Raw genomic sequence first — 20,653 nt, forward strand, 5'->3', positions numbered from 1 at the left:
GTCGGCCGCCGGCGGGCGGCGGCCGGCCCGACCGGAACCCCCGGGAGGCGGGCACCATGGACGGCTACTACGACCTCGGCTCCTACGGACGGCCCGTGTCGACGACCTCCCCCGAGGCCCAACTCTGGTTCGACCGCGGGCTGATGTGGACCTACGCCTTCAACCACGAGGAGGCGGTCGTCTGTTTCCAGAAGGCCGCCGACGCCGACCCCGGCTGTGCGATGGCCCACTGGGGCATCGCCTACGCCCTCGGCCCGAACTACAACAAACCCTGGGAGGCCTTCGACACCGAGGACCTCAACCGCACCGTCGAGCGCACCCACGCGGCCGTCGAACGCGCCCACCGGGCGGCCGAGGCGCGCGCAACCCCCGTCGAACGGGCCCTCGTCGAGGCCCTGCGCGCCCGCTACCCGCAGGACCGCCCCGAGGAGGACTGCTCCGTCTGGAACGAACCGTACGCGGACCGCATGCTCGCCGTGTACGAGAGCGCACCCGGCGACCCCGACGTGGCCGCGCTGTGCGCCGACGCGCTGATGAACCTCACGCCCTGGCAGCTGTGGGACCTGAAGACCGGACGCCCCGCCGACGGCGCCCGCACCGTGGAGGCCAAGGAGGTGCTCGACGGCGCCCTCGCCACCGACGTCGGCGCCACGCACCCCGGCATCGTGCACCTCTACGTCCACCTGATGGAGATGTCCCCGACTCCGGAGGCCGCGCTCACCGTCGCCGACCGGCTGCGCGGCGCCGCGCCCGACGCGGGGCACCTGCTCCACATGCCCTCGCACCTCGAGGTGCTGTGCGGCGACTACCGCCGCGTCGTCTCGGACAACACCGCCGCCATCGCCGCCGACGACAAGTACCTCCAGCGGGCCGGCGCGATGAACTTCTACACGCTCTACCGCTGCCACAACCACCACTTCCGGATCTACGGCGCCATGTTCGCCGGACAGTCCCAGGTGGCGCTGGACGCCGCCGCCCAGCTCGAGGCCGCGGTGCCCGAGAAGCTGCTCCGGGTGGAGTCCCCGCCCATGGCGGACTGGCTGGAGGCGTTCCTGGCGATGCGCTTCCACGTGCTGATCCGCTTCGGCCGCTGGGACGACATCCTCGTCCTGCCGTTCCCCGACGACCCCGAGCTGTACTCCGTCACGACCGCGATGCTGCACTACGCCCGCGGCATCGCCCTCGGCGTGAAGGGCGACTCGGACGCAGCCGGCGCCGAGCGGGAGAAGTTCCGCGCGGCCGTGGACCGGGTGCCCGAGAGCAGGATGCTCTTCAACAACACCTGCCACGACATCCTCGCCATCGCCTCCGCGATGCTCGACGGCGAACTCGCCTACCGCAAGGGTGACTACGACACCGCCTTCGCCGCGCTGGAACTGGCCGTCGAACGGGACGACACCCTGCCGTACGACGAGCCGTGGGGCTGGATGCAGCCCACCCGGCACGCCCTCGGCGCGCTGCTGCTCGAACAGGGCCGGGTCGCCGAGGCGGAGGCCGTCTACCGGGCCGACCTGGGCCTGGACGACACCCTGCCCCGGCCGCTCCAGCACCCGAACAACGTCTGGGCGCTGCACGGCTTCCACGAGTGCCTGCTGCGCACCGGCAAGACCGGCGAGGCCGCGATCGTCGCCCGGCAGCTGCGGCAGGCGGCGGCGCTGGCGGACGTACCGGTCCACGCGTCCTGCTTCTGCCGCATCGACACGCAGGACCACCCGCAGCCGGGGGAGCACGGTCATGGTGTGGGGGAGCACGCCTGCCATTGAGGCGGCTTCTATGGGAATGGCGGCGGGCCCGGACGGGGTCCGGGCCCGCCGGCGGGGGCGGCCGTGGCTCTCAGCGGGACGCCACGACGGCCTGGAACGACTTCATGCAGGTGAAGCAGTGCCGGTCCGTCGTGTCGCGTCGTGGCGATTCCTCCTCCTTCTCCACCCCGCACAGCGTCGAGGTCTTGTCCGGGGTGAGAACGTGCCAGACCGGCTCCCCCGAAGTGTCTGCACCGCACCACATCTCGTGCATTCCCAGCTCCCTCCGGGTAGGCATGGAGGCCGCTTCCATACCAGCACGGCGGGCGTCCGTCCGGCTCGTCCGGCGGGCCAGTCGGGTGACACGGGGTCCCGGCATGCATACGCGACGGCACGGACGGATCCTGGAGGGATGAGGAAGCCTCCGATCGTGGTACACCCGCCGCTCGGCACGGGCGGCCGGCGCGTCACCGTGCGCGGAGAGATCGTCGGCCTCGCCTACTCCGACCGGGACGTCGTCGAGTTCCTGCGCCGGGTCGGCCTCCCCGAGGGCGAACGGCTCCTGGACGATTCCGCCTGGGTCAAGTGGGTCGGCGGCCGCGCACACGTCTACGACGCCGCATAGAGCGGCGGCGCCCCGAACCCGGAGCGCCGCCGAAGCCACCGTCAGCGCCGACTCCGACGGTAACCGCACACGCCCGGGTACCCCGCCCGGGCGCCTCCATGCAGCGCCGCCCTGAGGCGCGGGGGACTGCGCGCCGAGCCCCCACCGGCCCGCGGGTACGCACCGAGCTCAAGCATGCGGATGCCCCCGGTACACGGTGGCGTAGACACCTCAGGGGCGCGGGGAACTGCGCGACAGACCCCGACCGGCCCGCGGTGACCCCACCCCGCACACCCCCTCCCCACAAGACCGGTGATTTCACCGATCCCCACCCACCCCCACCCCACCGACAGTGGCACCGCCAGTCAAAGGCACCGCCCCCGGCAACCGCACGGCTCCCCAGCCCACGCAGTGACCCCGTGCACCGGCCGGCAGGGCGACCCCATGACAGAGAGGACCACTCGTCGTGCAGCAGCACCCCCACACCACCAGCCGCAGGACCGGCCGCCTGGCCGCCCTCACCGCGGCGCTCGCCGCCGTCGTCGGCCTCAGCACCCTCACCGGCCCCGGCGCCCACGCCGCCGACAACCCCTACGAGCGCGGCCCGGCCCCCACCGAGTCCAGCATCGAGGCCCTGCGCGGCCCCTACGCCGTCTCGCAGACCTCGGTCTCCCGGCTCTCCGCGACCGGCTTCGGCGGCGGCACGATCTACTACCCCACCACCACCGCCGACGGCACCTTCGGCGCGATCGCCATCTCGCCCGGGTACACCGCCCTCGAGTCCTCCATCTCCTGGCTGGGCCCGCGCCTGGCCTCCCAGGGCTTCGTGGTGTTCACCATCGACACCCTCACCACCCTCGACCAGCCCGGCTCCCGCGGCGACCAGCTGCTGGCCGCGCTGGACTACCTCACCCAGCGCAGCTCCGTCCGCAACCGCGTCGACAGCAGCCGACTGGGCGTCATGGGCCACTCCATGGGCGGCGGAGGCTCCCTCGAAGCGGCCAAGACCCGGCCGTCCCTTCAGGCAGCCATCCCGCTGACGCCCTGGAACCTCGACAAGACCTGGCCCGAACTTCGCACACCCACGCTGATCTTCGGCGCCGACGGCGACTCCGTCGCCCCGGTCGCGAGCCACGCCGAGCCGTTCTACAACAACCTGCCGTCCTCCCTGGACCGGGCGTACCTGGAGCTCAACAACGCCACGCACTTCACCCCGAACTCGTCGAACACGACGATCGCGAAGTACAGCGTTTCGTGGCTGAAGCGCTTCATCGACAACGACACCCGGTACGAGCAGTTCCTCTGCCCGCTGCCGCAGCCGAGCCTGACCATCGAGGAGTCGCGCGGCAACTGCCCGCACACCTCCTGACGCACACCGACCGGTGGCGGTCCGCGCACGGCGCGGGCCGCCACCGCCGTTGTGCGCGGGCACCGCGGGCGGCCGCCGTACTTGGGCCACGGCACAGTCCAGGGTGGACGTCACACCGCAAAAGCCGCTGGTGACACGACCGTTCATGTTTCATCCGTCGCCGGCCGTATACCTTCCGCGCGACCTTACGCGTGAGTAAGGTCGCGAGAATGACCGGACACACGACCGCGCGGCAGCGGCTGACCGCCGAGCTGCTGGACGCGTTGCGCACCGACGGCGGCGTCCGTGTCGTGACCGGTGAACCCGGTTGCGGCCGCACCACGTTCCTCGACCACGCCGCCCGCCTCTTCCGCGAGGGCCCGGTGCGGTACGTACGCGCCGACGGCGCCGATGATTTGGAGGAAGCCCTCCGTACGGCCGGCCCGCTCCTCCTCTGCGTGGACGACGCCGACCTGTGGGACTCCCCGTCCCGAGCCGTACTCGCCCGTACCGCCGCACGCATACGGGCGTCGACCGTACGCGCGACGCTCCTGATGACGGTCGCCAACCACCGTACCCCGCCCCCCGAACTGGCGGACCTGCCCCTCCTGCGCCTCGGCCCGCTCACCCCGGGCGACGCGGCGCCGCTGATCCGGGAGCGCGCGGAGGGCGCCGTCGCCCCCGCCGTACGGGAGGAGTTGATCACGGCGGCGGAGGGCAACCCCGCGTTGCTGCTGGCGCTGGTCCGGCGTCTGTCACCGGTCCAGCTGAGCGGGCGACGCGCCTTGCCGCGACCGTTGGTCGACGCCGAAGTACTGGCCGACGTGGCCGGTGACCGCCTGCCCGACGACCCCGGCGGCCTGCTGCTGACGGCGGCGGCCGCCACACGGGCGACGGGGGAGGAGGACGCGGACGCGGCACTCGTCCTCCGCGCGTGCCGCACGACAGGCAAGGATCTCCCGGACCTGCTGGCCCACACCGAGGGCCGGCTCCGCTTCCGCAGCACGCTGCTGGCCCGAGCGGTGTACGTCACGGCGCCCGCCGAACACCGCCGTGCGGCGCACCTCGCCCTGGCCGAGGCGGCGACGGACCCGGACGCCCTCCTCCCGCTTCTCCACCGCGCCTGGGCGGTCACCGCCCCCGCCCCCAGCACGGCGGCGTCCCTGGCCTCGGCGGCCACCGACCCGACATCGACGGCACCCCCCACCCTCCGCCGCAGGGCCCTGGCCCGCGCGGCCGACCTCACCCCGGACGAGGCGGAACGCGCCTGTCACCACCTTGCCGCCGCCGAGCAGGCACTCCTCGCCGGCCAGACCTCCGACGCCCTGCGCCTGCTGGACCGGGCACGCGGCCGTACCGCACCGGCCTCGGTGCGGGGAGGCGCGGAACTTCTGCGAGGCGCGGTGCTCCTGGCCGACGGCCCGGTGGAGGACGCCCGCGAGTCCTTCCTCCTGGCGGCGGACCTCCTGCCCCCACCCGCGGCGGCCCGCGCCACCCTGGGCGCGGCGGATGCGGCCTGGTCCGCAGGCGACCCCACAGCCTGCCTGTCGGCCCTGGCCCCCACCCACACACCGCCAACACTCCCTCTTGCGGAGGCCTGCGTCCGAGTCCCACAAGAGAGTGGCGGGCAGTCGCCCCGCAGGGCGATGGGGGTCCCCCCGCTCGGGCGAAGCCGAGAGTGGGGGAGGGCGGGCGCCACGGCACCCCGCACGGAGCGCGCTGCCGCAGTGGCCGACCCCCACCGCGACCACCAGGACGGCATGCGCGCCGTCCTCCTGGCCCGCTTCGACCTGGCCGCCGCCCCCCTCCGCCGCGTAGTGGAAACCGGCCTCCAGGGCACCACCCCCGACCCCCTCCTCCGCGCGGCCGCAGCCGCACTCCTGCTCGGCGACATCCCCTCCGCCCGCCGCGCAGGCGCCCGCGCCCTCGCCGCCGCCCGTACCTCCGGCTCCGCCGCCCTCGAACCCCGCGCCCTCGAATACCTCGCCTACGCCGAACTCCGCGCCGGGCGCCACCAGTTGGCCCGCACCCATGCCGAGGAGGGCCTGCGCACGGCCGAGCGCGCCGGGCAGTGCAACACCGCCGCCCACCACCACGCCGTCCTCGCCCTCGCCGCGTCCATCGAGGGCGAGGCGGACCTCGTGGCCGAGCACGCCGAGGCGGCCCTGAGCATCGCCCGCCGGCATGGGCTCGCCCAGGCCGCGACCCTCGCGCACTGGGCCGCCGCCCGCGCGGACCTCGGCGCCGGCCGGCCGGCCGAGGCGGCGCAGCGGCTCGGCCCGCTGGTCCGCCCCGGCGCCCGCCGCGGCCACTTCGCGGTGTGGATGCTCGCCGCTCCCTGCTTCGTGGAGGCCGCCGCGTCCGCCGGACGCCCCCAGTACGCGGCGGGGGTCGTGGAGGACTTCGCCCTGTGGGCGGCCTGCGGCGCCGACCCGCAGGCGCCCTCCCAACTCCTCCGCTGCCGCGCCCTCCTGGCCGGCCCCGACACCGCCGACGAGCTGTACCTCCGCGCCCTCGACCGGCACGACGACACCGCCGGCGACTTCGAACGCGCCCGCACCGAACTCCTCTACGGCAAGTGGCTCCGCCGCAGACGCCGCCTCCGCGAGGCCCGTACCCGTCTGGAGGAGGCCCGCCTCGGCTTCGAACGCTGCGGCGCCCGCCTCTGGGCGCAGCAGGCCGCCGCCGAACTCCGCGCCGGCGGCGCCGCCCCGTCGGCCGCCCCCGCCACGGCCTCCGGCGCCGGCGACCTCGCCCGCCTCACCCCGCAACAGCTGCGGATCGCCCGGTACGTCGCCGCGGGAGCCACCAACCGGGAGGTGGCCCTCAGCCTCTCCGTGAGCACCCGCACCGTCGACTACCACCTGCGGAACGTGTTCGCCACGCTCGGCCTCCGTTCCCGGGTCGAGCTGGTGCGTCTGGTCGAGCAGGAGGAAAAGACCGGTGCACGACTCTAGGGACCGACCGGACGGTATGCCATCCTTCGGGGCAGGACGAGTCCGACGGCGGCCGGCCCGCGGGCTCCCCGTACCTGCCGGGCGCCGGTACGGGGCCGCCGCACGGGCACCGCCCGACAGCCCGACCCTGGGGGGAATGCGCGATGCCTCACGCCGTACGGCCACGAACCCTGCTGCGTCCCGGACCCGTGCCCGCACCCCGGTCGCGGACGCCACGCGTGCGGTCGCTGATCGACGCGGACGCGCTGCGCGTGCTGCACCGGGCCGCCCGCGTTCTGCTCGACGACCTGCCGCAGCTCACCGACCGGCTGGTCGCCGTGCTCCAGGAGCAGGAGCCGGCCTACCGCACCGCCGTGGAGGGCGACGCCGTCGCCACCTGGCAGGAGGTGCACCGCTCGCTGCGGCACAGCATCTCCTCGCTGCTGGATCCGCGGGGCGCCCGGGACGGGGCGCGCCGCTGCTCCTGGAAGATCGGCGCCTGCCGCGCCGAGCAGGGACTGCCGCTGGACGCGGTGCTGCACGCCTTCCGGCTGGGCGGCTCGCTGGTGTGGCAGGGCCTGGTCGACGAGACGTCGCGGGCGGCGCCGGAGGACGTACGGCTGCTGGTGCATGTCGCGTCCGACGTGTGGGACTTCGTCGACGAGCACTGCACGATCGTCGCGGACGCCTACCGGCAGACCGAGCGGCAGATGGCGTGGCGAAGGGAGAACAGGGTGCGGCTGCTGGCCGCGGCGCTGCTGGACGGCACCAGCAGGATCGCCGACCTGCCCGAGGCCGCGGAGGCGCTGGACCTGCCCGAGCACGGCCGGTACGTCGTCGTCGCCGTCGAGGGGACGCGGTCCCCGGGTTGTACGGGCGCCCAGGCGGCCCTCGCCCCGGGTGTGCGCGTGCACTGGCACACCGGTGTGGACGCCGACCACGGCATCGTCCTCGTCGAGGGCGACGAGGCGGCGCTCGTCCCGGACGAGCAGCCGCCCGGGGTGCGGGTGGGCGTCAGCGGGACGGTCGAGGGACTGGCCGCCCTGGGGGAGGCGCGCCGGCAGGCGGACACGGCGCTGCGGCTGTGCCCCGGGGCGGGCGGCACGGTCCGGTTGAAGGAGCACCTGCCGGCGGCGCTGGTCGCGTCGAACCCGGACCTCGCCGCGGCGCTGTCCGACCGGCTCCTCGGCCCCCTGGCCGCTCTGGAACCCGCCGACGCCGAGGTCCTCCTCGACACCCTCGCCACCTGGCTGGCCTGCGACGGCTCCGCCCAGCGCGCCGGCCGCCGCCTCTACTGCCACCGCAACACGGTCCTCAACCGCCTCCGCCGCTACGAACAACTGACAGGCCGCAACCTCTCCCGCCCCACAGACCTGGTCGAAACGACCCTGGCCCTGACAGCCCACAACCTCCTCAACCCCACACGCGCAACGTAAAGCGCCCCCAAGGGGCGCGGGGAACTGCGCGCCCAGCCCCCACCGCCCCGCGCCCGCGACACAACAGAGCACGCGGATCCACTGACCGCCCCGCAGCCAGACGTGCTCAACGGGGCGCGGGGAACTGCGCGACCAACCTCCACCGGCCCGCGGCCGCCCGCGAACAGAGCCGACCCGCCCCTTGGGCGCGCCAAACCAACAAGCCCCCGCATGGGCACCCGCACAACCCGCCCCCACCCCCATTGGTACACCGCAGCGTGCACCCCCGGACCGCTGTACCCCCTCCCCACCCCCGTGCTGTCGTAAGCACCCCTTCCCCCGAAGCCGTCGCGACCCCACGCGACGACCCCGAGGAGTCGTGATGCCCGAAGCACCACCGGACGGTGGCGGCCCCACCCTCCACGTCGAGAACGTCGACGTGACCTACGGCCGCGCCCTGTCCGCCCTCCGCTCCGTCTCCCTGACCGTGCCGCCCGCCACGGTCGTGGCCCTGCTCGGTGCGAACGGCGCCGGCAAGACCACGCTGCTGCGCGCCGTCTCCGGCACGCTCCGCCTGCACCGCGGCGCGGTCACGGCCGGCCGTATCCGCTACGGCGACACGGAGCTCGACGGCAAGGACCCGGTCGCCGCGGTCCGCGCCGGCGTCGTCCAAGTACCCGAGGGACGGCGGGTGTTCGCCGGGCTGTCCGTCGACGAGAACCTCCGCTCCGGCGGCCTCGGCCTCGGCCGCCGCGGACGCGCCCAGGTCCAGGAGGCCCGCGACCGCGTCTTCACGCTCTTCCCCCGGCTCGCCGAACGCACCCACCAGCAGGCAGGCCTGCTGTCCGGCGGTGAGCAGCAGATGCTCGCGATCGGCCGCGCCCTGATGGCCGCGCCCCGCCTGCTGCTCCTGGACGAGCCCTCCCTGGGCCTCGCCCCGCAGATGGTGCACCGCATCGCGGAGGTGATCCGCGAGATCAACGAACAGGGCACCGCCGTGCTCCTCGTCGAGCAGAACGCCGGCATGGCGCTCTCCCTCGCGAGCCACGCCCACGTACTCGAAGTGGGGGAGACCCGCCTGTCCGGCCCCGCCGGGGAACTCGCCCGCACCGACGCCGTACGCCGCCTCTACCTGGGCGAGTCGGCACAGGACCAGGGGGCGGCGTGAACGACCGCACCACCAGGACCCGCGCCGGCGGAACCAGCACCACCGCCCCGCCCGAACTCACCGTCCGCGACGTCACCGTCCGCTTCGCCGGCCTCACCGCCCTCGACGGGGTGTCCTTCACCGTCGCCCCCGGATCGGTGCACGCGCTCATCGGCCCGAACGGCGCGGGCAAGTCCACGTGCTTCAACGTGCTGTCCGGCCTGTGCCGCCCCGACGCCGGCGCCGTCACCCTCGGCGGCACGGAGCTGACCCGGCTCGCCCCGCACCGCATCGCCGCGCTCGGCGTGGCCCGTACCTTCCAGAACATCGTCACCACCCAGGGCACCGTCGCCGACAACCTGATGCTCGGCCGGCACGCCCTCACCCGCGCCGGGTTCACCGCGAGCGCCCTGCGGCTGCCGGGCGCCCGGCGCGAACAGCGCGAGCACCTCGCCCGCGCCCGCGAGATCGCCGAACTCACCGGCCTCGGAAACCACTTCGACGCACCGGTCGGCCTGCTGTCCTACGGCGACCGCAAGCGCGTCGAACTCGCCCGCGCCCTCTGCCTGGAGCCCCGTGTGCTGCTGCTCGACGAACCGGTGGCCGGCATGAACGCCGCCGAACGCGCCCGCACCGCCGAGGTGGTGGCGCAGCTGCGCGCCGAACTCGGCCTGTCCGTGGTTCTCGTGGAGCACGACATGGGTCTGGTGATGCGTCTCGCCGACGAGGTCACCGTGCTGGACTTCGGCCGGCCCATCGCGCACGGCACCCCCGACGAGGTCCGCCGGGACCCGGAGGTCCTGCGCGCCTACCTCGGCACCGACGCGACCGGGGAGGACGCGGCATGACGGATCTCCTGGACAGCCTGCTGGGCGGACTGGCCCTCGGCGCGGTGTACGCGCTGGTCGCCCTCGGCTTCGTCGTCATCTTCAAGGCCTCGGGCGTCCTCAATTTCGCCCACGGCTCCCTGCTGCTGTTCGGCGGCTATCTGGTCGCCGTCCTCCACGACGACCTGGGCTTCGCCGGGGCACTCGCCCTCGCGGTCGTTGTCACGGCCGCCCTGGCCGGGGCGCTGGACCGGTTCCTCCTGCAGCGCGGCGGCCACGACGCCCACTCCGCGCATGTGCAGACCATCGTCACCATCGGCATCGACATCGTGCTGCTCACCGAACTGGCCCGGCGCATCGGCGGCGACCTGCTGACGCTCGGCGACCCGTGGGGCGACGCGGTGACCGAACTCGGCCCGGTGACCGTCGCGGACAGCCGGCTCGCCGCGATCGCCGTGTCGGCCGTCGTCATCACCGGGGTCTTCGCCCTGTTCCGGTTCACCTCCTGGGGCCTGTCGCTGCGGGCGGCGGCGGAGGACATGGAGGCCGCCGCGCTGATGGGCGTACGCCTCGGCCGGGTGCGGGCGGGCGCCTGGTGCCTGGCCGGCGCGCTCGCCGCGCTGGCCGCCGTGTTCCTCGCCGCGTTCCCCGCCCCGGGCCTGGAGCGCACCACCGGCCAGATCGCGCTCAACGCCTTCCCCGCCGCCATCCTCGGCGGGCTCGCCTCCCCGGCGGGCGCCCTCGCGGGCAGTCTCGTCATCGGGCTGACCGAGGCGCTCGTCGTCGGCTACCAGTCCGAACTGCACGTGCTGGGCGACGGGTTCGGCGATGTCGCACCGTACGCCGTGATGCTGCTGGTGCTCCTGGTGCGGCCCAACGGGCTGTTCGGCGCGAAGGGGGCGGCCCGTGTCTGACCGGATCCGCGCGCTCCTCACCCGCCGCCGCGCCACCCTGCTCGTCGTCGCCGTGCTGCTGTGCCTGCCGCCGTTCTACCTGGACGCCTTCTGGCTGCGCATCGGCCTGTTCTCCATGGCGGCCGCGATCGGCGCCGTCGGACTCGCTCTGCTCAGCGGCACCGCGGGACAGCTCTCCCTCGGCCACGCCTTCTTCCTCGCCGTCGGCGCCTACGGCTACACCTGGCTGGCCGGCGACCCGGGACCGGGCCTGCCGACCGCTCTCGCCGTACCTCTCGCGGTGCTGATGGCGGGCCTCGCCGGCGGGCTGTTCAGTCCCGTCGCCGGCCGGGTCAAGGGCATCTACCTGGGCATCGCCACCCTCGCCCTGGTCTTCCTCGGCCACCACGTCCTGCTCACCGCCGAGTCGGTCACCGGCGGCTTCAACGGCCGCTCCGTGCCTCCGCTGTCCCTCGGCGGCTTCACCTTCGACTCGGACGGTGGACTGAACGTCCTCGGCGTGCCGTTCGGCGCGGAGGAACGGCTGTGGTTCCTGGGCCTGGCGCTGTTCGCGCTCACCTGGTTCACCGCGCGCGGCCTGCTCCGCTCCCGCCCCGGCCGGGCGCTGGCGGCCCTGCGCGACAGCGAGACCGCCGCCGCCGTGATGGGCGTCGACGTGGCCCGGCACCGCTCCGCCGCGTTCGTGGTGTCGTCGATGTACGCGGGCCTCGCCGGGGTGCTGCTGGCGCTCGCCTTCCGCCGGGTGGTGCCCGACTACTTCGGTCTGGTGCTGTCCGTCGACTACCTCGCCATGATCGTCATCGGCGGCCTCGGCTCGGTCGCCGGAGCCACCGCCGGCGCCGTGTTCGTCACCGCGCTGCCGCTGCTGATGACCCGCTACGCCGACCAGCTTCCGCTGGTCGCCGCGCCCGGCTCCGCGGACGGCGCCGTCGGCCCCACCGAGGCCGCCCGCTACCTCTACGGCGCCGCCATCGTCCTCGTCCTGCTGTACGCCCCCGACGGGCTGCACGGTCTGGCCCGCCGGGCCCGTGACCGCCTGCGGCGCCGCCGCACCCCGACCACCGCCCCGGACACCGCCGTTCCCTCGCCCCCGCCGCCGGCCGCGGCCGCACGACCCAAGGAGCACACCCCGTGACCACCAGACACACCCGCCGCCCCCGCGTCCGCGCCGCCGGGGCCGTCCTCGCCGGCACCCTCGCCCTGCTGCTCGCCGCCACCGGATGCAGCTCCAAGGCGTCGGGCGACGGCAAGGGCGACTCCGCCGACGGCGTCCGCACCGGACCCGGCGTCGACGACGACACCATCCGGCTCGGCGCCCTCACCGACCTGACCGGCCCCTACGCCACGCTCGGCAAGAGCATCGTGCAGGCCCAGCAGATGTGGGCCGACGAGGTCAACTCCAAGGGCGGCATCTGCGACCGCAAGGTCGAGATCGTCGTCAAGGACCACGGCTACGACGTGCAGAAGGCCGTCACCGCCTACGCCGACATCGCCCCCGACGTGGTGGCGCTGCCGCAGGTCATCGGCTCCCCGGTGGTGGCCGCCCTGCTCGACGACATCGAGCGGGACAAGATGCTCACCTTCCCGCAGGCCTGGGCCGCCTCCCTGCTCGGCAAGGACGCCGTCCAGGTGCTCGGCACCACCTACGACGTCGACATGATCGCCGCCGTCGACTTCCTCACCCGCACCAAGGGCCTGAAGAAGGGCGACACCATCGGCCACGTCTACTTCGAGGGCGACTACGGCGCCAACGCCCTGGAGGGATCCACCTGGGCGGCGGAACGGGCCGGGATGAAGGTGGCCGGGCAGAAGATCCAGGCCACCGACACTGATCTGTCGGCGCAGGTGTCGGCGCTGCGCAAGCAGGGCGTCAAGGCCGTCCTGATCAGCGCGGGACCGGCGCAGACGGCCTCCCTGGTGGGCGTCGCCGCCTCGCGTGGCCTGAAGGTTCCCGTGGTCAGCAGCGCACCCGGCTTCGCGCCCCAGCTGATGGAGACGCCCGCCGCGCCCGCCCTCGCGGCCATGCTCAACGTGGTCAGCGCGGCGCCCGCCGTCAGCTCCGACCTGCCCGGGGTGAAGACCATGGTGACGTCGTACAAGAAGAAGTACCCGGACTCGCCCGTCGACTCCGGCGTGCTGTCCGGCTACAACGCGGCCGAGCTCATCGGCGAGGACCTCGCCAAGGCCTGTGAGGCAGGCGGACTGACCAGGGAGGACGTCGTCAAGGCGCACCGCTCGCAGTCCAACGCCGACACCGGGCTCGGCACGCCGCAGAACTTCTCCGACGTGAACCGTCCCGCGAGCACCGAGACCTACGTGCTCAAGCCGGACGCGAAGGCCGTGGGCGGGGTCGTGAACGCCGAGGACGCGCACACCGCACCCGGCGTCGAGGAGTACCTGTCCTCCCGCTGAGGCACACACTGAGGCACAGGTGAAGCCCCGGCGCGCCCCGTGAGGGGAGCGCCGGGGCTCAGCCGGCCGCCGCCTCCGGGTCGCGGTCGGAGGACGGCCAGAAGTACGGCAGGTCGTCCGGCTCGTCGGGGAACAGCTCCCGGTACACCTCCGGGTCCTTGCGCACCAGCGCCGAGCGATGGCTGCGGTGCACGGCCTCGTCGCCGAGCCACGGCGGCAGCTCACCGGCCTGAGCCAGCTCCTCCTGGCTCCGCACCGGCTCCCCGGGCCGCACCGTCGCCAGGTCGGCGACCAGGGTGGCCGCGCAGCTGTCCTGGTGGCCCCGCTCGCGCCACACCCGGCAGACGTCCAGGCCGTAGCGGACCAGCGCCTCCTCGTACCCCCTCCACATGCGCACGGCGGGGTGACGGCGCCAGCCGTAGCCCGGCACGATCAGCCCGCGCAGCACCTGGAGCGCCTCCACCCGCTGCTTGCCGAGCCGCTTCCGGTCCAGGACCAGCGCGGATCCGCAGAAGTCGGGGTAGGGGAGGAAGGTCTGCACGGGGGCCGTCCGGGGAGGTGGGGGACCAAGCGGGTCGAGCGGTCTGCAGCACCTCAGTTCCCAGAACCGGGCGGGACACACCTCGCCCGCCCGGCGCCGGGGGTCAGCCCAGCGCGCCGAGGCGGGCGTCCCGCCACAGGTCCACGCCGCCGTCCGTGGCGTACGAGTCGATCTCGGCCAGCTCCTCGGCGGTGAAGTCGAGGTTCTCCAGCGCGGCCACGTTCTGCTCCAGCTGCTCCGTGCGCGAGGCGCCGATGACCAGCGACGTCACCCGCGGGTCGCGCAGCGCCCAGGCCAGCGCCATCTGCGCCAGCGTCTGCCCGCGCCGGGCCGCGATGTCGTTCAGCGCCCGCAGCCTGCGCAGCATGTCGTCCGTCAGCCAGCCCGCGTCGAACGAGGTGCCCGCCGCGGCCCGCGAGTCCTCGGGCACGCCGTTCAGGTAGCGCCCGGTGAGCAGCCCCTGCGCCAGGGCGGTGAACCCGATGACGCCGAAGCCCTCCTCGTCGGCCACGTCCAGCAGCCCGTCCGACTCGATCCAGCGGTTCAGCATGTTGTACGACGGCTGGTGGATCAGCAGCGGGGTGCCCAGGTCGCGCAGGATCTCCGCGGCCTGACGGCTGCGCTCGGCGTCGTACGAGGAGATGCCGACGTAGAGCGCCTTGCCCTGGCGGACCGCGGTGTCCAGGGCGCCCATGGTCTCCTCGAGCGGCGTGGTGGCGTCCAGCCGGTGCGAGTAGAAGATGTCCACGTACTCCAGACCCATCCGCTTGAGGGACTGGTCGAGGGAGGCCAGCAGGTACTTCCGGGAGCCGCCGCCCTGGCCGTAGGGGCCGGGCCACATGTCCCAGCCGGCCTTGGTGGAGATCACCATCTCGTCCCGGTACGGCGCCAGGTCCTGCTTCATCAGCCGGCCGAAGTTGATCTCGGCGGAGCCGTAGGGCGGGCCGTAGTTGTTGGCCAGGTCGTGGTGGGTGATGCCCAGGTCGAAGGCGCGCAGCGCGATGGCCCGCTGGCTCTCGAAGGACCGGTCGTCGCCGAAGTTGTGCCAGTAGCCGAGCGACAGCAGGGGCAGGTCGAGCCCCGAGCGCCCGGTGCGCCGGTAGCGCATGGTGCCGTCGTAGCGGTCGGGGGCGGCGAGGTGGTTCATCGGTGCGGTCTCCGGTGGTGCGAACGGGGTGTCCCGTGGGACGGTGTTGATCCTGGGCCCACAGTGCCCCCGAGTGATCCGGAAGTCCAACCGGTACGTCGCATGGGATTGAGCAGCGGGACTTCTGAATCGCCGGGGTCCGGTGATTGACCGGCCGGGCGGCGGGAAGCCGCACGAAAGCGGCACTTCGACCGCCGCTGTCCCCCCACAGGAGGTCGACCATGCGGATCCGTACGCTCGCCGGCGCCGTGGCCGCCGTGTTCGTCCTGTCCAGCCCGGTGGTGGGCGGACAGGCCGTGGCCGTCAGGACGGCCGGCACGGCGTCGCCTTCGGGGGAGACCCAGGTGCTGACCTACGACACCGGACGTGCGGGGGAGTTCGCGTCCGCGGTGGACCGGGGAGCGGCGATCTGGAACAACAGCCTCGACGCCGTGGAACTGCGGCCCGCGGCGGCCGGCGAAACCGCGGACATCCGCATCGTCGTGGTCGACGGCTGGCCGCGCACCGTGCCCGGGGGTCTGGGCAGCGGCACCGTGTACTTCGGCCGGGAGGCGGTGGCGGAGGGTCACTCCACCGTCCGTATAGCCGCCCACGAACTGGGTCATGTGCTGGGTCTGCCGGACCGTAAGCCCGGCCCGTGCTCCGAACTGATGTCCGGCGCCAGTGCCGGGCCGTCCTGCAGGTCCGCGCTGCCCGACCCGGCCGAGCGGGCGGAGGTCGAAGAGAAGTTCGAACGGGCCCCGGCCGGGCTGTTCATGTGACCGATGTGACGAGTGAGCCGATCTCCGCTATGGTTTTCTCAGGTCACGGCGAGGACGAAACCCCGCCGCCCGACTGTGCGTTGGTGGTCCAAGGAAAGACGCCCCACTTCCTGTGGGGAGATGCAGGTGCAAGGCCTGCCCGGCGCTCCGCTCATGAGCCCCGTCCCGCACTCGCGGTACGGGGCTCATGTCATTCCCGCGCGCTCACGGCTGCGCGGGCATGGTTCCGCAGTTGGAGCTCGTCGTCTTGCCCTTGAGCCGGTCGGTCAGCCACTCCACCGCGTCGCCCTGGTCGGTCAGCAGCGGCACCAGGTGGTTGGTGAGCAGCTTGTCGCCCAGGTTCGGCAGTCTGACCGCCTTGTAGGTGACGTCGGCGCCCTTCTCGCACCAGTCCAGGGCCAGTTGCCGCGCCTGCGCGTGCGGCACGATGTCGTCCTTCGTGCCCGTCGCCAGCCGGACCGGCCCGGTGGGCTTCAGCCGGCCGAGACGCTGGTCGTCCAGGACGGCCTGGGCAGCGGGCTCACCGGCGATGATCTCGCCGACGGACTTCCCGCTCTTGGTCCACTTGGTGCTCTTGGTGAAGCCGTAGCCGAGGATCGCGTCGCCCACACAGGTCGTGGAGATGTCCTTCAGCGCCTTGCGTCCGGCGTCGTTCAGGTTCGCCTCGACGACGTCCCGCAGCGCCGGCGCGGCCTGCGCGAACCCGTTGATGGACCAGCCGAGGGCGCCGGCCAGCGCGCTGCCGTCGATGCCCTTCGTCACTTCTGTCAGATCGGCGGGCGGCGCGCCGCTGTAGGTGCCGACCAGCGGGACCTCGGGCGCGTACGTGCTGTGGAGCTCGGCCGCGGCGGCGCTGGCACCGCCGCCCTGGCTGTAGCCGTACATCCCCACCCGGGAGGCGGCGGTGACGGACGCGCCCGGCACGGAGCGCGCCACGCGGGCCGCGTCCAGCATGGCGTGGCCCTCGTCGACGCGGTTGACGTAGGTGTGCAGCCGGTCGGTGGCGCCGAGGCCGACGTAGTCGGTGACGACGACCGCCGCGCCGGTGGCGAGCAGCCGGTGGACGGCGAGGGTCTCGTAACCGAAGGACACCGTCTGCCCGTTGAGGGTCAGCGGGTTCTCCAGGGCGAGGGAGGGCGCGCACTGGTCGCCCTGACCCATGGTGCCGGAGCCGACGACGACCAGGGGGCGCGGTCCGGAACCCTTCCAGGCGGCGGACGGCTCGATGTAGGCGCCGGTGACGGCCACCGGCTGCCCGTTGGTGTCCGTGGAGGTGTACATCAGGCGGGTGGCCGTGCCCGGCAGGCGCCGGCCGTTCAGACCGGGCAGGCTCAGCCCGAGGCGCAGGGGCTCATGGCGGATCAGCTTGCCGTTGCCCGACGGGAGTTCGGCGGGCGGGGTGTAGAAGGCGGGGATGGTGACGCCCCGCGACACGACGGGGTCGGCCGCCGTGGCGGGCGACGCGGACGCGCACACACAGGCCGTCGTCGCGACGACGGTGGTCAGCACGCTGCTGATACGGCTCACGGCTCTCTCCTTGCTGCGGCTGCAGAAGATGAATCCGAAAACTAACAGCGTTCACTTACCGCCGGTAACCCACGAGTAAGTTACGGACCGGTAACACTGTGAACGACGGACCGGCCCGGCGTCCGGACGGCACAAGAAGCGGGCCCCGCCGAGGAGTTCGGCGGGGCCGCTGGGTGCGGAAGGGGAGTTGTCAGGCCGTGTGCAGCGTCAGCCCGTATCGGTTGAGGATCTCGTTGACCGGCTGGAACCAGGTCTCGCCCCCGCTGGAGCAGTTGCCCCAGCCGCCGGAGGTGACGCCCTGCGCCTGGTCACCGCTGATGAAGGAGCCGCCCGAGTCGCCGCCCTCGGCGCACACGCTGGTCTTCGTCATCTGGTGCACCGCGCCCTGGGCGTAGTTCACGGTCTCGTTCTTCGCCAGCACGGCGCCGCAGTGCCAGTGGGTCGTCGAACCCGAGCGGCAGATCGAGGCGCCGACCGGGGCCTCGGCCGAGCCGCGCACCAGCTGGTCGGAGACGGTGCCCCAGCCGAGCACCACCGGCACGGTCCACCAGCCGCTGCCCACGTTCACCCAGGCGTAGTCGTTGTCGGGGAACGAGGAGCCCTGGAAGTTCCCGATGTACGAGCCGTCCCAGCCGCGCACCTGCTGGCCGACGCCCCCGCAGTGCCCGGCGGTGACGAAGCCGCCGTGCACCGAGAAGCCGATGGAACAGCGGACGTTGCCCGTGTAGTACGGGTCGCCGCCGACCGTGCCGGCGGCGAACGTGGACGGTGCGTCCGCCACCGTCCGCACGGTCACCGGACCGGCCGCGCGCGCCTTCCTCACGAAGGCGCGGACATCGTTGTCGGTCCGCGCGTCCTCGACCACGGTCACCACGACCGTGTTGGCGGCCGGGTCCACGGCCCAACTGGCCACGCCCGCAGGGGCGTCGAGGCGGTCGAGGCTGGACTTGGCCGTGTCGAGCTGCTGTTCGGTGTGCTCGACGGTGCGGACGGCGGCACCGGACTCGCGCAGGGTGCGGACGGTCGTGGCACCGGCGTCCGGCGTGACGGCGACGGTCAGTTTGCCGCTGCGGGGGTCGAACCAGGAACCCCCGTAGGCGGATCCGGCGGTCCTGCGCGCCGTGGGGAGCAGCGCGGTGGCCCGCTGCTCGGCGGCCAGCCGGGCCTCCGCCTCGGCGCGGGTCAGGCCGAGGTCGCGCCGCATGGCGTCGAGCAGTGCGGGGGAGGCGGGTGCGGAGGCGTCGGCCGCGGCGGAGGCGGGGGCGGGGGCCTCCTGCGCCGAGGCGGGGAGGGTGCCGGCCGCCGCCCAGCTGCCGATCAGCAGCGCCGCGGCCACGGCCGCGTGCGTGAGTCCGGTGCGTCGTCTCATGGAAGGTCGCCCTTCGTCGTTCCAGCAGAGGTGGGGGTGGAACACACACGTCTGAGAGCGCTCTCTAACGAGTCGGGGCGAAGCCTAGCGACTTGATCATGGCAGGTCTATGCCAAGTTTCCGGCCGTCCGGCCGAAAGCCCGCTCCAGGGCCCTACTCCACGGGCACGCGCACGGTGAGGAGGGCGACGTCGTCGTCGTTCCCGGCCGGGCGGGCGCGCTCCAGCACCAGGTCGGTGAACCGGGCCGGCGGGTGCTCCGCCAGCGCCGCCGCGTGCGTACGCAGCAGTTCCAGGCCCTCGTCCAGGGACCGGCTCGGTTCCTCGATCAGACCGTCCGTGTAGAACAACAGCGTGGCCCCGGGCGGCACTTCGGTCACGCCGTCGGGACGCGGCCGCTCCAGGGCGGTGCCGAGCAGCATGCCGTGCCCGCCGTCGAGGAAACGCGCCTCGCCGTCCCGCGTGACCAGCAGAGGCGGAGGATGCCCCGCGTTGGTCCACTCCAGCGTCCACCGCCCGTCGTCCTCCTGGGACAGACGGGCGAACACCAGGGTCGCCATGGTGACGTCGGTGATGTGCACGGCCGCCCGGTCGAGCCGCGACACGATGACACTGGGCGGCTCCTCCTGGCTCCACGCGTACGCCCGCAGCACGTTGCGCAGCTGCGCCATGCCCGCCGCCGCGTCCAGGTCGTGCCCGACGACGTCCCCGACGGCCAGCGCGGTCGCCCCGTCCGGCAGCACGAACGCGTCGTACCAGTCACCGCCCACCTGCGAGGCGTCCGGGGCGGCCAGGTACCGCGCGTACATCTCCAGGCCGGGCACGTGCGGGAGCTGCGGCAGCAGATGGCGCTGCATGGTCTCGGCGACCGTGCGCTGCCGTTCGTACAGCCGGGCGTTGTCCAGCGCCAGCCCCGCACGGCGGCAGATGTCCTCCAGCAGCGGCAGGTCGTCCGCGGTGAACGCCTCCGGCCGCCCGGCCCGCCCCAGGGTCAGCGCGCCCAGCACCTCCCGCACACCCCGGATCGGCGCGACGGCCGCCGAGTGGATGCCCGACTCGGCGAACAGGCGGGCCTGTTCGGCCCCGAGGGGGGAGTCCGCCGCGAGCCGCGGGGAGGGCGCGTCCAGCGCGGGGGAGACCCCGCGCAGGGCCCGCGCCAGCGGCAGCGGCGAGTCCTCCGGGACGGGGGAGAGGGGGCCTTCGAGGTCGTCGCGCCGCACCAGGTCGTCGCCCTCGGCGTGGACCACGGTCGACCGGCGCACCCGGCCGCGCTCGGCGGCCAGGTCGACGACCGCCCAGTCGGCGAGCTGCGGCACGACCAGCCGCACCAGCCTGCGCAGCGCCTGCTCGACGTCCAGGGTGGCGGTCAGCTGGGTGGTGGTCTCCGCCAGCAGCGCCAGCCGCTCCAGCTCGGGCAGCGGGCTGCTGAACCGGTCGCCCGGGGTGCGCGTCTCAACCGGGTCGTGCGGCGTATGGAACAGCACCAGCGTGCGGACCGTCCCGTCGTCGGTGCGGCACGGGGTGACCAGCCAGGACACCCGCAGGAGGGAGCCGTCCCCGCGCTCGAACCACTCCTCCTCCGACTGCACGGTCCGGCCCGCCATGTAGGCCTGCCGCATTCCGCACCGGGCGCGCGGCAGGGTGCCGCCGTACCGGCTGCGGTGCAGCAGCTCGTGCGCGTCCCGGCCCAGGAACTCCCCGGCCGGCCGCCTCAGCAGCTTCCCGGCCCGCGCGTTCACCGCCACGACCGTGCCCGTCGCGTCCACCACGTACGCGCCGGTGTCGAGGGACGCCAGCAGCGAGCTCAGTGACGCCGGGACGGCCCGGGCCGAGCTGTCCGCCGCGTCCGGTGTGCCGTCGGACGTCATCCCGTGGCCCCCGTCCGACGGGCGGCCCGTCCCCGCTCCGTCACGTGACGCACCTCCCGTGCTCCGCTCCGTCCGGGCGCCTCCGCCCGGGCGTCCC

17 protein-coding genes are annotated in these 20,653 nt (G+C 73.7%); 11 read left to right on the forward strand and 6 right to left on the reverse strand.

Features of this window, described 5'->3' with window-relative positions; all coding sequences use genetic code 11:
- Positions 1-56 precede the first annotated feature (56 nt).
- The gene (locus ACQY0Z_RS29690; RefSeq protein WP_439813107.1) at positions 57-1,763 is read left to right on the forward strand and encodes a tetratricopeptide repeat protein; all 1,707 of its coding nucleotides are present in this window, start codon (positions 57-59) and stop codon (positions 1,761-1,763) included.
- A gap of 70 nt (positions 1,764-1,833) precedes the next feature.
- Here ACQY0Z_RS29690 and ACQY0Z_RS29695 read toward each other — a convergent pair whose 3' ends face one another.
- Positions 1,834-2,016 carry a hypothetical protein gene (locus tag ACQY0Z_RS29695; RefSeq protein WP_242590836.1) on the reverse strand — a complete coding sequence of 61 codons (183 nt, stop codon included), beginning with the start codon at positions 2,014-2,016 and terminating at the stop codon, positions 1,834-1,836.
- Positions 2,017-2,154: 138 nt separating this feature from the next.
- Here ACQY0Z_RS29695 and ACQY0Z_RS29700 point away from each other — a divergent pair, with 138 nt between their 5' ends.
- The 9 genes from ACQY0Z_RS29700 (at position 2,155) to ACQY0Z_RS29740 (ending at position 13,345) form a co-directional block, all read left to right on the forward strand.
- Positions 2,155-2,367: a hypothetical protein gene (locus tag ACQY0Z_RS29700; protein ID WP_189900530.1), complete on the forward strand. Its 213-nt coding sequence runs from the start codon at positions 2,155-2,157 to the stop codon at positions 2,365-2,367.
- A 445-nt stretch (positions 2,368-2,812) separates the two neighbouring features.
- On the forward strand, positions 2,813-3,715 hold the full coding sequence (gene bdeA, locus ACQY0Z_RS29705) for a bis(hydroxyethyl) terephthalate hydrolase (RefSeq protein WP_189900532.1): 903 nt from the start codon (positions 2,813-2,815) through the stop codon (positions 3,713-3,715).
- Positions 3,716-3,924: 209 nt separating this feature from the next.
- Positions 3,925-6,651: a LuxR C-terminal-related transcriptional regulator gene (locus tag ACQY0Z_RS29710; protein WP_439813108.1), complete on the forward strand. Its 2,727-nt coding sequence runs from the start codon at positions 3,925-3,927 to the stop codon at positions 6,649-6,651.
- A gap of 143 nt (positions 6,652-6,794) precedes the next feature.
- Entirely contained in the window at positions 6,795-8,066 is a 1,272-nt protein-coding gene (locus ACQY0Z_RS29715) for a helix-turn-helix domain-containing protein (protein ID WP_189900536.1), read from the forward strand.
- Positions 8,067-8,427: 361 nt separating this feature from the next.
- Positions 8,428-9,213: an ABC transporter ATP-binding protein gene (locus ACQY0Z_RS29720; RefSeq protein WP_439813109.1), complete on the forward strand. Its 786-nt coding sequence runs from the start codon at positions 8,428-8,430 to the stop codon at positions 9,211-9,213.
- Positions 9,210-10,040, forward strand: coding sequence for an ABC transporter ATP-binding protein (locus ACQY0Z_RS29725; RefSeq protein ID WP_189900540.1), 831 nt, complete (start codon positions 9,210-9,212; stop codon positions 10,038-10,040). The genes ACQY0Z_RS29720 and ACQY0Z_RS29725 overlap by 4 nt, the downstream gene beginning before the upstream one ends.
- Positions 10,037-10,933, forward strand: coding sequence for a branched-chain amino acid ABC transporter permease (locus ACQY0Z_RS29730; protein WP_439813110.1), 897 nt, complete (start codon positions 10,037-10,039; stop codon positions 10,931-10,933). The genes ACQY0Z_RS29725 and ACQY0Z_RS29730 overlap by 4 nt, the downstream gene beginning before the upstream one ends.
- Entirely contained in the window at positions 10,926-12,068 is a 1,143-nt protein-coding gene (locus ACQY0Z_RS29735) for a branched-chain amino acid ABC transporter permease (protein ID WP_381731262.1), read from the forward strand. The genes ACQY0Z_RS29730 and ACQY0Z_RS29735 overlap by 8 nt, the downstream gene beginning before the upstream one ends.
- Positions 12,065-13,345 (forward strand): ABC transporter substrate-binding protein, encoded by a 1,281-nt coding sequence (locus ACQY0Z_RS29740; protein ID WP_381728784.1) that lies wholly within the window; start codon positions 12,065-12,067, stop codon positions 13,343-13,345. The genes ACQY0Z_RS29735 and ACQY0Z_RS29740 overlap by 4 nt, the downstream gene beginning before the upstream one ends.
- Positions 13,346-13,403: 58 nt before the next feature.
- On the opposite strand, the gene ACQY0Z_RS29745 is transcribed toward ACQY0Z_RS29740, so the two are convergent.
- Together ACQY0Z_RS29745 and mgrA are read right to left on the reverse strand one after the other, a co-directional pair.
- Positions 13,404-13,886, reverse strand: coding sequence for an MSMEG_6728 family protein (locus ACQY0Z_RS29745; RefSeq protein WP_254588351.1), 483 nt, complete (start codon positions 13,884-13,886; stop codon positions 13,404-13,406).
- Between the two features lie 103 nt (positions 13,887-13,989).
- Complete coding sequence (mgrA, locus tag ACQY0Z_RS29750; protein ID WP_189900548.1) at positions 13,990-15,033, reverse strand: L-glyceraldehyde 3-phosphate reductase; 1,044 nt, start codon at positions 15,031-15,033, stop codon at positions 13,990-13,992.
- 221 nt (positions 15,034-15,254) lie between these two features.
- On the opposite strand from mgrA, the gene ACQY0Z_RS29755 reads away from it, so the two are divergent.
- Positions 15,255-15,794, forward strand: a complete 540-nt coding sequence (locus ACQY0Z_RS29755; protein ID WP_381727879.1) for a snapalysin family zinc-dependent metalloprotease — start codon at positions 15,255-15,257, stop codon at positions 15,792-15,794.
- A gap of 204 nt (positions 15,795-15,998) precedes the next feature.
- On the opposite strand, the gene ACQY0Z_RS29760 is transcribed toward ACQY0Z_RS29755, so the two are convergent.
- The 3 genes from ACQY0Z_RS29760 to ACQY0Z_RS29770 all read right to left on the reverse strand — a co-directional run bounded on the left by ACQY0Z_RS29760 (position 15,999) and on the right by ACQY0Z_RS29770 (position 20,556).
- Positions 15,999-17,321 (reverse strand): lipase family protein, encoded by a 1,323-nt coding sequence (locus ACQY0Z_RS29760; protein ID WP_439813111.1) that lies wholly within the window; start codon positions 17,319-17,321, stop codon positions 15,999-16,001.
- A 190-nt stretch (positions 17,322-17,511) separates the two neighbouring features.
- Positions 17,512-18,690 carry a S1 family peptidase gene (locus ACQY0Z_RS29765; RefSeq protein ID WP_189900554.1) on the reverse strand — a complete coding sequence of 393 codons (1,179 nt, stop codon included), beginning with the start codon at positions 18,688-18,690 and terminating at the stop codon, positions 17,512-17,514.
- Between the two features lie 153 nt (positions 18,691-18,843).
- Entirely contained in the window at positions 18,844-20,556 is a 1,713-nt protein-coding gene (locus tag ACQY0Z_RS29770; protein WP_439813112.1) for a SpoIIE family protein phosphatase, read from the reverse strand.
- Between the last annotated feature and the right edge of the window lie 97 nt (positions 20,557-20,653).

The sequence above is a fragment of the Streptomyces sp. P9-2 genome, assembly GCF_051903975.1.
GTDB classification, from domain to species: domain Bacteria; phylum Actinomycetota; class Actinomycetes; order Streptomycetales; family Streptomycetaceae; genus Streptomyces; species Streptomyces cellulosae.